We start from the raw sequence: 12,332 nt of genomic DNA on the forward strand, positions 1-12,332 counted from the left end.
CGGGGGACGCCCGGCCCACGACCGGGCCGGGCGTCACAGAAGGGGGGCCGGGGCCGGGCGTCACGGAAGCCGGGCCGGGCTCACGGAAGCCGGGCGGGCGGCCTCAGATCAGTCCGTGCCGCATCGCGTAGCCCACCGCATGCGCCCGGTTGCGCAGTTCGAGGCGGGTCGCGACCTCGTGCAGCACGTTCTTGACGGTGCGTTCGGAGTACGAGGTCTTCTGGGCGATCTCCGTCGTGTCGTAGCCCTCCGACACCAGCCGGATCATCTCCGCCTCCCGTGCCGTGAGGGTGGAGAGCGTCAGTCCGCGCGGGTCCAGGACCGTGCGCTGGAGCGAGCTGACGTGATCGAGGAGCTTGCCGAGCAGATCGCCCGGCAGGACGCCCTCGCCGTTCGCCATGGCCTTGACCAGGTGGACGAGCCGGTCCTGGTCGGCCTCCGCACGCCGCAGCACGGCGGCGACCCCGCACTCGATCATCGTCTGGAGCGCGCCCGACTCGAAGAAGCCGACGACGAGCCCCGTGCGGGTCGCGGTGTTGCGCTGGAGGCGGTGCAGGAGCTGCACGGTGGAGTCGCCCACCGTGTCCACCACCACCAGGGAGACCTGGGCCCGGTCCGCCTCCGCCTCCGGCAGCAGCTCTATCTCGGGCCGTACCCGCAGTTGGTGGATCATGCCGGTCTGGAGGATCAGGTCCTCCGCGTACACCGCCACGGTGACCCGGCCCCCGGGTATCCCGCCCGGAGCGGCCGCACGCCGCCCCGACGCGTCGGACCTGCGGTGGTGGCCGTGGTCGGCGGCGCTGCTGTGGGTGTCCGTTGTCGTCGTCGTCATCGCCCCGTGCCCGTTGTCGTCGTCATCGTTCCGTACCCGTCTTCCTCAGGTGCTTGCGACCGATATGACCTGCTGCCACCGGTGTCACCCGGGAACGGCGGTCAGGGGGCGCGGGCCCGGTGGGGGGTCGCGGGGACACCGCGCCGGTGGGCCGCCGGGGCATCACCCCTGCCCGCTCGTTGCCCTCGCGTCTCTGCTGCGGGGCGGCGGGCGCGGCCTACCGTCGCAGCGTGACCACAACTGCCGAACTCGAAAGCTCCACGGTGACGGTGTCGCCGGGTGCCACCGCCACGACGACCCTGACCGTGCGCAACGACGGTGACATCGTCGAGGCCTACACACTTGAGGTGGTCGGCGACTGTGCCGCCTGGACCACGGTCGAGCCGGCACGCGTGTCGCTGTACCCGGGCACCTCCGAGACGGTGGCCCTGACCTTCGCCCCGCCCCGTTCGCACGAGGTGCGGGCGGGCGAGACCCCCCTGGCCGTCCGGGTGCTGCCCGCGGAGCGCCCGGAGTCGGTGGTGGTCCCCGAGGGCACGGTGAGCGTGGAGCCGTTCCACGAGCTGCGCACCGAACTGGAGCCGCGCCGCCGCCGGGGCTGGCTCGGCGCCCGGTTCCGTACCGCCGTGCGGAACAAGGGGAACGTCCCCGTCGAGGTGTCCCTCGCGGGCAGGCAGGACGGGGAGGATCTGCGGCTGGCGTTCACCCCGGACACCAAGCGCCTGGAGCCCGGCGAGTCCGCCGAGATGGCGCTCAAGGTGCGGGCCCGGAAGCTGATCTGGTTCGGGGAGCCCGTCACCTGGCCGTTCGCGGTGGAGGCCACCGAGACGGCCGGGACCAGCGGGGCCGTCGGGGCCGGCACCGCCACCGGGTCCGGTCGGACCGGCGAGGGCGGAAAGGGCGTCCGGGGCACCGGGCCCGGCGTCCCGGACGCGAAGCCGGAACCCGCGGTACGGCCCGGACCGGCCGCAGTGGCGGTGGCAGTGGCCGAGGACACCGTGCGGCCCGAGCCGCTGCCCGGGGAGTTCGCCCAGCTGCCGCTGCTGCCCAAGTGGCTGCTGATCGTGCTGGCGGCGCTGCTGGCACTGCTGCTCGCGTGGTTCGCCCTGGTCCGGCCGGCCGTGCAGAGCACGGCCAAGCAGGCGGCCACCGAGGCGGCGGAGGAGAAGGCCGCCCGTGACCAGGAGCAGGGGACGAACACACCGGGGAACCAGGAGAACCCGTCGGGCGGTCAGGGGCAGGGTTCGGGTCCGGACGGCGCGGGCGGCAACGGCGGAGGCGGCAACGGCGGCTCCGGGCCGGGAGGTTCGGGTCCGGGCGGCGGCGTGGGCGGCGGAGGCGGCGGAGGCGGCCAGGCGTCCGAGACCATCGACGTGCAGACGGGGGCGGGGGCCGAGGACGCGGGGACCTACAAGGTCCCGGCCGGGAAGGTGTTCAACGTCACCGACCTCGTCGTCGCCAACTTCCAGGGGGACGAAGGGCTGGTGACCATCTCCTTCGGCGAGCGCAAGATCATGACCATCGCGCTGGAAACCTTCCGCAATCAGGATTATCACTGGGTCACCCCCATTCAGGTTCCGGAGAACGCCACCATCACCGCTTCCGTCACCTGTGCCAGGCCGGGCACTCCGGCGACCGGAACACAAGCTTCCGGGTGTCATCAGGTCCTCAATGTCAGCGGCGTACTGAGCGATCTCGCACGGTAGAAGCAGCAGAAACGGCGGCCCGAAGAGCCCTGCCGCGCCTATCACTTGAGACAACAGCAGAAACCCCGTCCGGAAGAAACCCGGCGTGCCGAGGGGTGGCGGATTCACCGCCCCTAATGCGCCAGAGGTCCCTACCAGTTCGGTCATCCCGGACGGCCGCACCACCACGAGAATATCGGCTTCCCGCCGATGGGATCACGAACAGCCCTGCTCAGAGCAGATCCTGACGGTCCGAGGGCGGGCACCCTCTGCCCGTTCGGAGCGGATCGCCGCCCGCTTTCACCGGCACCTCACGGCCGGATCACCCCCCTTTCGCGGGACATTCTGTCCGAATCCCATCAGCATGCGGGGATACCCCCGGTCACCCCGGACGTCTTCACGCCTTCCGGGGTTTACCGGAGGAAAAGAGATACCGAACACACCGGTATCCCGGTTCCGCAATCTCCGTTCCGGCCAATCCCCCGGTACGGAAGTGACGGCGAAACACCGGCGTGACCCGCTGTTCTTCCGGGCCCCCGCCGGAGAACCGGTCACCGGCCGCCGAGGGCAGCGTTCACGGTGGTCCGGGTGCCCGGAAAGGCAGCGGAACTGCCCCACGCCGAGGACTCCCGGACCTACTCGCGGCGCACTCGGCCCGCCGACACTGGGCGACGGAGACCGAGTGACCGTCGAGAAGGAGCGAGCATGCCGTCGTACCTCACCCCCGGTGTTTACGTGGAGGAGGTGCAGTCCGGAGCACGTCCCATCGAGGGAGTCGGCACCGCGGTCGCAGCCTTCGTCGGCTTCGCCGGGACGGGCCCCTTCCACCAGCCGACGCTGGTGACCAACTGGGACCAGTACGTCCAGACCTTCGGCACCTTCACCGCCGAGACCTATCTCACGCACGCCGTCTACGGCTTCTTCGCCAACGGCGGCGGCGCGGCCTACATCGTGCGCATCGGCGGACCCGCCCAGGGCGCGCCGGAGGAGAGCGCGGGCCGGGACGCCGTCGCGCAGGCCCCCGCGCCACTCGCGCTCGGCGGGTTCCTGGTCTCCGCCAAGCCCGGTGCGGGCGCCGACCTCTCCGTCGAGATCGCCGACGCCGAGGGCGAGAACCCACCGGAGGACCGCTTCCGGCTTCTGGTGCGCCAGGGCGGCAAGGTCGCCGAGACCTACGACGTCTCCACCCGCAAGAACGTCAAGGGCTATCTGGTCACCCAGGCCCGTGACTCCAAGCTCGTCCAGGTCACCGAGCAGCCCGGCACGGCGCAGAGCCGCCCCGAGAAGCAGACCGTCGCCCTCGCCCCGGCCGCGTCCCCCGCGCCCGGCTCCGGCGTGGCGCGGCTGGACCCCTCGGAGTACGTGGGCGACGCCGCCGCCCGGACCGGGTTCGCGGGACTGGAGGCGATCGACGAGATCACCATGGTCGCCGTCCCGGACCTGATGAGCGCCTACCAGCGCGGGGACATCGACGCGGAGGGCGTCAAGACCGTGCAGTTGGCGGTCATCTCGCACTGTGAGCAGATGGGCGACCGGGTCGCGGTCCTCGACACCCCGCCCGGGATGAACGCCCAGCGGGTCCGCACATGGCGCAACGACGACGCCGGTTACGACTCGCGGTACGCCACCCTGTACTACCCCTGGGTCAAGGTCTTCGACCCGGCGAGCGGCCGCAACTCCCTGGTCCCGCCGAGCGGTCACGTGGCCGGTGTCTGGGCGCGCAGCGACGGTGAGCGGGGCGTGCACAAGGCCCCCGCCAACGAGGTCATCCGCGGTGCGGTGGACCTGGAGATCCGGCTCAGCAAGGGCGAGCAGGACCTGCTGAACCCGATCGGGGTGAACTGCGTACGGGCCTTCCCCGGCCGCGGCATCCGGATCTGGGGCGCGCGCACGCTCTCCTCCGACCCGGCGTGGCGCTACCTCAACGTCCGACGCCTCTTCAACTACCTGGAGGAGTCGATCCTCATCGGCACCCAGTGGGTGGTGTTCGAGCCGAACGACGACCGCCTCTGGTCGAGCATCCGCCGCAACGTCACCGCGTTCCTCACCGAGGAGTGGCGGCGCGGGGCGCTGTTCGGCCGGACCGCCGACGAGGCGTTCTACGTGCGGTGCGACCGGAGCAACAACCCGCAGGAGTCGATCGACCGGGGTCAGGTCGTCTGCGAGATCGGCGTCGCCCCGGTGAAGCCCGCGGAGTTCGTGGTCTTCCGGCTCTCGCAGTTCTCCGACAGCACCAGCCTCGTCGACGAGTGACCGTCCCGGTCCCCGCCCACCCCGTACCCCTTTCCTTCCTCGATCAGAACAGGTGACACAGAGCCATGGCAGAGGGCGACGCTCTTTCCACCCACGTCTTCGGCGTCCAGCTCGGCGGCTATCTCGTGGAGTCCATCCAGGAGATCAGCGGGCTGACCGTCGAGGAGGAGGTCGTCGAGGTCCGTCAGGTGACCTCCGACGGCAAGCAGATCATCCGCAAGCAGCCGGGCGCGCGCCAGGCGGGCGAGGTGACGATCACCCGCGGGCTCGACCAGAGCAGCGAGTTCACCACCTGGATCAAGGAGACCCTGAACAACGGGGCCGTCGACACCGCGCGCCAGAACCTCACGATCGAGATCAAGGACTCGACCGGTGAGACCGTGCGCCGCATCCAGCTGATGCAGGGCTGGGCCTCCAAGTGGGAGGGCCCCTCCCTCAAGGCCGGGGAGTCCAGCGCCGCGACCGAGACGGTGACCATCACCTTCGAGGAGATCGTGGTCGAATGAGGCGCCGGACCGTTTCGCCGGGCAACGGCCTCGAAGAGGTCCTCGACAACCTCGCCGCCACGTCGACCGGACGGGAGGAGGCCGCCGCACCCGCGGCCGCGCCTTCGCCCCGCCCCCGGGGCCGGGAACGGGAGTCGCTCCAGACGGAGTTCCCCTTCGAGCTGCCGCGCGGGTACGTCGACGACGAGGGGCAGCTGCACCGCAGCGGCACCATGCGGCTGGCGACGGCCCGGGACGAGCTGCGCCCGCAGATCGACCTGCGGGTCAAGGAGAACCCGGCGTATCTGTCCGTGGTGCTGCTGAGCCAGGTGATCACCCGGCTCGGCACCGTCACCGATGTGCACGTCGGGGTCGTCGAGCGGATGTACGCCACCGACGTGGCGTTCCTCCAGGACTTCTACCGGCGGATCAACAGCGAGGGCCACACGCACGCGGCGGTGACCTGCCCGCTGTGCCACGGCTCGTTCGAGGTGGACCTCTCGGGTGGGCGCCTGGGGGAATCGTGACGTACGCGCTTCCCCGGCTGCGGGAGGAGATCGCGTACGTCGCCTACCACTTCCATTGGCAGCGTGAGGACATTCTCGACCTCACCCACGCGGAGCGTCAGCAGTGGGTGCGGGAGATAGCGCGGATCAACACCCGCGTCAACGAAGGCGGGTGATCACGTGGGGTTCGGCGACTGGTTCCGCCGGGCGGACCGGCAGCGGCCCGGCGCGGTGACACGGGCCGGTGCGGACGGCGGTCCGGCGGCCGGTGCGGGAACGGGAACGGACGGCGGTGCGGGAGCGGACGCCGGTGCCGTAGGCGGTCCGTCCGCCGCCGCGGCCGTACCCGTCCCGCCCTCGGCGCCCTCGCCTTCCCCGGCGTCCGGCGCGGGCGACTGGGACGGTGGCTGGCGCCGGGTGGCCCCGCCGCCGACGACGGTCGCCCGGTCCTCGATCGGCGTGAGCGACGGGCTGCGGTTCCGCTCGCAGCTCGCCTCCTGGCAGAACCCCAGCCTCGGCGGTGAACTCGGCCACGCCGTCCTGCCCTCGGCCCCGGTGGGCCTCATCCACGGAGTCGCCCGGCCGGGCGGCGCGCGGACGGCCTCCTCCGGGGGGCCGCTGCTGCTGCGCGCCGTACGCCCCGTGGACGCGGACCCCGCGGGGGCGGGTGCGGCGGACCTGCCGACCGCGACCCCGCCGACGGGGCGCGCAGCCTCCGGGACGGCCGGGGCCGGAGCGCACCGGACCGGGAAGGGCGGGAAGAGCTCGACCGGAGCCGGGCGGAGGACGGGACGGGGGCAGGGGCCGGGACCGACCACGCCGTCGGCATCCGGCTCGACCGCTGGACCGGTTCAGCGGTCGAGTTCGCCACCGGTCCAGCGGTCCGGCCGGACGACGGACCGGTCGACGGGCGGCGGAGCGGGCTCCACCGGAACCTCGGGCTCCGCCGGTACGCCGTCGTCCTCGGCCGCCCCCACCACCCCGGGCGCACGCGGGCCGTCGGCCACGTCGGCCGACCGCCCCGGACCGCCCACGCGGGCTACGGCTCCAGGGGCACGCGCGGCTTCCGGACGGTCGCCGGGTACGTCGGCGTCCTCGGGCCCCTCGGCAGGTCCGGGCACCGCCGGGCGATCGGGCTCATCGGGCACACCGGGTTCGCCCGGGTCCCCCGCCTCCTCCGGGTCGCCCGCCTCTCCCGGCCGGACGGGCTCACCGGGTACGTCACCGGCGGGCGGTCCCACTGTCTCGCGCACGCCCGCGACTTCCGGGCCCTCCGCCGCCCCGGCCTCCTCCGGCGGCGCGGGATCACCGCGTACGGCGGCGCCCTCGGGCGCACCGGGCACCTCGGGGCCGTCAGGCGCTTCCGGTGCGCCGGGGGCCGCCGGGCCGTCCGTGACGTCGGGGTCCCTCGCAGCCTGGGGACCGTCGCGGCGCTCCGACGGGGGCCAAGGCCGCCCGCCCTCCACCTCCGTTCAGCCAGAAGGCGCTTCCGGGTCCGGTGCGGCTGTGCAGCGGTCCCTGCTCGGTGCGCCGGTCAGCGCCGCCCAGGACTCCGGCGCGCCCGGCGACCAGGGGGCGGTGCGCCCCGCCCCCGTGCGCCCCCGGCGGACCGCCCCACCGCTGATCGTCGCCCGGCGTCCGGCCATGCCCCTGCGGGAGATCGCCGGGCTGGCCCCCGCCGCGCCCGCGCCGCCCGTCGGGACCACCGCCCCGGCCGGGCCCACCGCCGCACCGGCCGCACCGGCACCCGCTCCCGCGCCTGTGGTGCAGCGGGCGGCGGCCGAGCCGACGAAGAGCGGTCCGGCGACGACGGACCCGGCCGGGGCGGACGACAGCGCCCCGGCGTCCGACGGTCGGCCGTCCGCCGAGGCGTCCCGCCCCACCCTGGGCAGGCCGCTGCGCGAACTGCCCGCCGGGGCCGTGCCGTTCCCGGCCGGCGGGCCCGCCCCCGCCGTACCGTCCGGGCCGGCAGCGGAACCGGCCTCGCCCGCACCGGGGTTGCCGGTGCTCCAACGCCGGTCCACCGACCCGGCACCACCGGAGGCACGCTCCCTGGACGCGCGCCCCGCGTCGCCCGCCCAGCGGACCGCGCCCCCCGAGCACCCCGGCTCCCCCGCGCCCGCCCCCGCCACGCCTGTCGGCCCTGCCAACGCCTCCGGCCCCTCCCACGCCTCCGGCTCTTCCGCCCCCTCCACGCCCTCCGCCGCGCGCGGGCGGTCGCGGGGCGGAATCGGTGCGCCGCTCCCCGGCCTGCCGCCGACCGCCCGGGTGGGCAGCGGCGCCCCGCTCCTGGGCGACCGCCCGTCACCCGGCGTCCCGCCGGGGGCGACGGGCCCCGGGTCCCGCCCCTCGGCGGCTCCGGCAGCCCCGGGAGCGGACGCCCCGCTGCCCGTGCGCTCGGCGGCCGCCACCACGTCAGCGGCCGGGGCCGGGGGCGCGTCCGCCCCGGTGAAGCGTGCGGTGGACGGTGACCGGCCCGCGGCCCGTACCGACGGTGCGGCCAGGACCGGCACCGGTGTCGCCTCCCCTACCCCCGCGCGCACGGCATCCGCGTCGGCACCCGGCGCTCCCCCGCCGCCGGTGCGGGTGCGGCCGGTCGGCCAGGGGCACCGGGCGGGGCGGCCCTCCGCCGCGCCGCCCCTCGTCCAGCGGACCCGGACCCTGCTCTCCGGGCGGGCACTCACCGTGAACACCGGTTCCGCCGAAGGCTTTTCGGCGCCCCGCGCGACGACGGGCACCGCCCTCCCGGCCCGGCCGGTGGTGGCGGCCACCTGGCGACGCGACGCAACAGCGGCGTCCTCGGCGGAGCCGGGTGCGGTGGCGGGCCAGTCGTCACCGGGTCCACCGGCTCCGCGGACTCCGGCCGCCGCCCGGTCCTCGCGGGCCGTTCCCGTCGTCCGTCCGGAGCGACCCCGGCCGGCCGCGCCGGGGATCGCCGCCGCGCCCGTCCAGCGGTCTGCGCTGCCGGTGGTGCCCGAGAGCGCCGGGCTCCAGGCCACCGGTCCCCGGCCGCCCGGCGCCGCGACGCACCCGGGCCCGCCGGGCCTCTCCGTACGGGTTCCGCCCCGGGCCCCCGCGACGCGCGAGGACGCCGCCGCGACGGCGCTGGCCGTGCAGCGGGCGGCCGCCGCCGGGGTCACCGGAGTTCCGGTCCGGGCGGTCCAGAAGAAGGCCACACCCTCGGGCGGGGCCGCGGAGCGGTCCGCCGCACGGGGCGCGGGCACGGCGCACGGCCCGGCGGCCGACGTCGCGCAGGGCGGCGCCATCGGACCCGGGGCGGCGCCGCCCGCCGCGAACCGGCTCGGCGGAGCGGACATGGAGGAGCTGGCCCGGCGGCTCATCGACCCGGTGTCCCGGCTGATCCGGGCCGACCTGCGCCGGGGCCGGGAGCGGGCCGGGCGACCGCACGACGGACGCCGCTGATGCGGCAGCGGCCACCCCACCCCCGTACGAGAACGAGCAGAGACAGAGAAGCAGGGCCATGAGCGACAACATCTTCGCGACGAGCGTGTTCTTCCAGCTCGCGATCGGCGGCAGCGACCTGGGCGCGTTCCACACCTGCTCGGGGCTGGGAGCCGAGGTGGAGATGGAGACGTACGCCGAGGGCGGCAACAACGGGTTCACCTGGCATCTGCCGGGGCGGATCACCTGGACCAACATCACGCTGACCCGCCCGGTCACCGCCGACACCCTCAAGATCGCGCGCTGGCTGAACGAGACGGTCCAGCGGGTCGAGCCCAAGGACGGGGAGATCGTGGCGCTGCGCCCCGATCTCAGCCGGATCATCAGCTGGCAGGTGCACGGGATCGTGCCGGTGCGCTGGCAGGGGCCGTCCTTCGACCCGGCCAGTTCGCAGGCGGCCATCGAGACGCTGGAGATCGCGCACGAGGGGCTGGAGCCCTCCTGACGGCCGCGGCGCCCCGGCGGCCACCCGGACCCCACCGGCCCCGCCCCCGACCCCACTGTCCCGCTCGACCGTCCCGACCAGGGAAAGGAGGAACGCGATGTCACCCGTAGCCCGTGCGAGCCGTGCTCGCGCCCAGCTGACCATCATGGAGCCGCCGTCGTCCGTCGGCGGCAAGCCCGGCGGCACCCTCGCCCGGCTCACGTTGCAGTTCAACCCCGCGCAGCTGTCGCTGAGCAAGAGCACCGAGTGGCGGCGCACCCCGTCCCGGACGGCCGGGCAGTCCGCGCTGCCCGAGTTCGTCGGCAGCGGGCCGCGGTCGCTGTCGCTGGAGGTGTTCCTCGACGCCACGGCCACCCACGACAACTCGGTGGAGAAGGCGGTCGAGCAGCTGATGACGGCCTGCGTGCCCACGCCGAAGAGCCTGGCCCGCAAGACGCCCGCGAGCCCGTGGGTGCGGTTCGACTGGGGGACGGCGAAGACGACCTCGTTCGACGGGGTGCTCTCCAACCTCTCCGTGTCGTACACGCTGTTCGACGTCGACGGGAAGCCGCTGCGCGCGACCTGCTCCCTGTCGATCGAGGAGGCGAGCGTCGACCCGGCGGGCCAGAACCCGACCTCGGGGTCGAAGGACGCCCGGCGTACGCACCGGGTCGTCGCCGGGGACAGCCTGCCGCTGCTCGCCTGGCGGGAGTACGGCGACGCGACCGCCTGGCGCACCATCGCGGAGGCCAACGACATCGACGACCCGATGCGGCTGCTCCCGGGCCAGGAGCTGATCGTGCCGGGCGTGGAGGACCAGCGGGCGGAGGCCGTGCGATGAGCGGGACCGGGAAGGACGCGCCGGGCCGTTCGTTCGCCGCCGACCCGATCGTGGAGGCGCCCGTCGAGCTGCCGCCCGCCTGGGTCTCCCAGCTGGTGAGCTGCGTCGTCGACGAGAACGTGGGGCTGCCGGACGCCGCCGTGCTGATGTACCGGGACCCGGACCACACGTTCCTCTCGGCGACCGGCATCACCCTCGGCACCCCGCTGAAGATCTCCGTGGTCACCGTGAAGGAGCGGTCCCGCGAGCGGCTGTTCACCGGGGAGGTCACCGCGGTCGAGCTGGACAGCGACACCACCGGTTCGTTCACGGTGGTGCGGGCGTTCTCCAAGGCGCACCGGCTCCAGCGCGGCCGCAAGGTGGAGGCGTTCCGGAACATGAAGGCGGCCGACATCGTCCGCAAGGTCGCCGCCGGCGCCGGGCTGGCCTGCGGGAAGGTGGAGGCCGCGCCGATCACCTACCAGCAGCTGACCCAGCCGAACGTGTCGGACTGGGAGTTCCTCCAGCACCTCGCGGCCGAGAGCGGCGCGGTGGTGCGGGTGGACGACAAGGGGCTGCTCCAGTTCACGCGGCCGCGGCCCGCCTCCTCGGCGCCCGCTCCGACGACGTCCGCGACGCGCGACCCGATGGTGCTGGAGTACGGCAACAACCTGGTGGCGCTGCGGGCGGTGCTGACCGGTGCGGACGGCGCGGACAGCGTCGAGGTGCGCGGCTGGAACGTGAACACCAAGACCCGTCTGGTGGCCCGGGAGCAGGCGATCCGCAGTAGGACGGTCACCCCGGGCATGAGCCCGTCGCTGGCGGCGGGGGCGTTCGGGTCCAACGCGCGCACGACGGTCACGGACACCCCCTACCGCACCCAGGCGGAGACGACCGCGGTGGCCGGGGCGCTGGCGGCGTCGGTCAGTTCCGGGTTCGGGGAGATCGAGGCGGTCGCCTACGGGAACCCGCAGCTGCGGGCGGGGCAGCCGGTGGCGCTCGGCAACGTGGGGGCCGCGTTCTCCGGCCGCTACACGGCGACCGCCGCGCACCACGTCCTGGACCCGGACACCGGCTACCGCACGACGGTGATCGTCAGCGCGTCCCCGGACCGTTCGCTGGCGGGGCTGGCCATGGGCGGCAGCGCCCCCTCGCGCGGGCCGCGGATGCCGGGTCTGGCGATCGGTGTGGTCACCGACATCCGCGAGGAGGGCCGGGGTCAGCGCGGCTGGGTGCGGCTGAAGTTCCCCTGGCTGGACGACACCTACGTCACCGACTGGGTCCGCACCGTCCAGTGGGGCGGCCAGGGCGGCGGCGGGGTGTTCAGCCCGGAGGTCAACGACGAGGTGCTCGTCGGCTTCGAGCAGGGGCTGCTGGACAGCCCGTACGTCATCGGGGGGCTCTACAACGGGGTGGACCTGCCCTCCCCGCACGAGGGCCCGTTGGTGGACCGGACCAGTGGGAAGGTCAACCGCCGCTCCCTGGTGTCCCGTTCGGGCAACCGGCTGGAGCTGCTGGACGCCCCGCGCGGGCCCGCGGGGGTGCGGCTGGCCACCGGCGACAAGCGGCTGGACGTGGTGCTGGACGAGAAGAAGGGCGAGATCAGGCTGACGGTGAAGGCCCGGGGCGGCGTCCGGGAGCTGAGTTCGGTGACGCTCTCCGCGTCCGGGATCACGCTCGACGCGGGCGCCACGGGGGACGTGAACATCACGGGCCGCTCGGTGAACGTCAACGGCACGACGGGTGTCACCGTCGACGGCGGGCTGCTCGCGGTGTTGAAGGCCAGGCTCATCAAGATCAACTGAACCGGCGCGCCACGTGCCGCGCGCCGCCCGCCCGTATCCCCGAAGTCCCTTTCACAGCGA

The 12,332-nt window shown here is 74.2% G+C and carries 11 protein-coding genes; 9 read left to right on the forward strand and 2 right to left on the reverse strand.

Annotated elements, in window-relative coordinates; genetic code table 11:
- Nucleotides 1-103: 103 nt before the first annotated feature.
- The gene (locus ACIRRU_RS01235) at nucleotides 104-832 is read right to left on the reverse strand and encodes a response regulator transcription factor (RefSeq protein ID WP_403674635.1); all 729 of its coding nucleotides are present in this window, start codon (nucleotides 830-832) and stop codon (nucleotides 104-106) included.
- A 263-nt stretch (nucleotides 833-1,095) separates the two neighbouring features.
- Here ACIRRU_RS01235 and ACIRRU_RS01240 point away from each other — a divergent pair, with 263 nt between their 5' ends.
- The 5 genes from ACIRRU_RS01240 to ACIRRU_RS01260 all read left to right on the forward strand — a co-directional run bounded on the left by ACIRRU_RS01240 (nucleotide 1,096) and on the right by ACIRRU_RS01260 (nucleotide 5,937).
- The gene (locus ACIRRU_RS01240) at nucleotides 1,096-2,538 is read left to right on the forward strand and encodes a hydrolytic protein (RefSeq protein WP_403675592.1); all 1,443 of its coding nucleotides are present in this window, start codon (nucleotides 1,096-1,098) and stop codon (nucleotides 2,536-2,538) included.
- Nucleotides 2,539-3,222: 684 nt separating this feature from the next.
- Nucleotides 3,223-4,770, forward strand: a complete 1,548-nt coding sequence (locus ACIRRU_RS01245) for a phage tail sheath family protein (protein WP_403674638.1) — start codon at nucleotides 3,223-3,225, stop codon at nucleotides 4,768-4,770.
- 65 nt (nucleotides 4,771-4,835) lie between these two features.
- Nucleotides 4,836-5,276: a phage tail protein gene (locus ACIRRU_RS01250; protein ID WP_109916960.1), complete on the forward strand. Its 441-nt coding sequence runs from the start codon at nucleotides 4,836-4,838 to the stop codon at nucleotides 5,274-5,276.
- Nucleotides 5,273-5,782, forward strand: a complete 510-nt coding sequence (locus ACIRRU_RS01255) for a hypothetical protein (RefSeq protein ID WP_363200752.1) — start codon at nucleotides 5,273-5,275, stop codon at nucleotides 5,780-5,782. The genes ACIRRU_RS01250 and ACIRRU_RS01255 overlap by 4 nt, the downstream gene beginning before the upstream one ends.
- The gene (locus ACIRRU_RS01260) at nucleotides 5,779-5,937 is read left to right on the forward strand and encodes a DUF6760 family protein (protein WP_018492281.1); all 159 of its coding nucleotides are present in this window, start codon (nucleotides 5,779-5,781) and stop codon (nucleotides 5,935-5,937) included. Before ACIRRU_RS01255 ends, ACIRRU_RS01260 begins: the two co-directional genes overlap by 4 nt.
- Before the next feature lie 675 nt (nucleotides 5,938-6,612).
- Here ACIRRU_RS01260 and ACIRRU_RS01265 read toward each other — a convergent pair.
- Nucleotides 6,613-7,104: a hypothetical protein gene (locus ACIRRU_RS01265; RefSeq protein ID WP_403674643.1), complete on the reverse strand. Its 492-nt coding sequence runs from the start codon at nucleotides 7,102-7,104 to the stop codon at nucleotides 6,613-6,615.
- Between the two features lie 163 nt (nucleotides 7,105-7,267).
- Between ACIRRU_RS01265 and ACIRRU_RS01270 the strand changes: the two genes are divergently transcribed.
- From ACIRRU_RS01270 to ACIRRU_RS01285, 4 genes are all read left to right on the forward strand, one after another.
- Nucleotides 7,268-9,184, forward strand: a complete 1,917-nt coding sequence (locus ACIRRU_RS01270; protein ID WP_403674646.1) for a hypothetical protein — start codon at nucleotides 7,268-7,270, stop codon at nucleotides 9,182-9,184.
- Nucleotides 9,185-9,242: 58 nt separating this feature from the next.
- Complete coding sequence (locus ACIRRU_RS01275; RefSeq protein WP_403674648.1) at nucleotides 9,243-9,668, forward strand: phage tail protein; 426 nt, start codon at nucleotides 9,243-9,245, stop codon at nucleotides 9,666-9,668.
- 97 nt (nucleotides 9,669-9,765) lie between these two features.
- Nucleotides 9,766-10,488 (forward strand): LysM peptidoglycan-binding domain-containing protein, encoded by a 723-nt coding sequence (locus ACIRRU_RS01280; RefSeq protein ID WP_403674651.1) that lies wholly within the window; start codon nucleotides 9,766-9,768, stop codon nucleotides 10,486-10,488.
- The gene (locus ACIRRU_RS01285; RefSeq protein WP_403674654.1) at nucleotides 10,485-12,272 is read left to right on the forward strand and encodes a VgrG-related protein; all 1,788 of its coding nucleotides are present in this window, start codon (nucleotides 10,485-10,487) and stop codon (nucleotides 12,270-12,272) included. The genes ACIRRU_RS01280 and ACIRRU_RS01285 overlap by 4 nt, the downstream gene beginning before the upstream one ends.
- Nucleotides 12,273-12,332 lie beyond the last annotated feature (60 nt).

The organism is Streptomyces sp. NPDC101181 (assembly GCF_044767975.1).
In the GTDB taxonomy this organism is placed as follows: domain Bacteria; phylum Actinomycetota; class Actinomycetes; order Streptomycetales; family Streptomycetaceae; genus Streptomyces.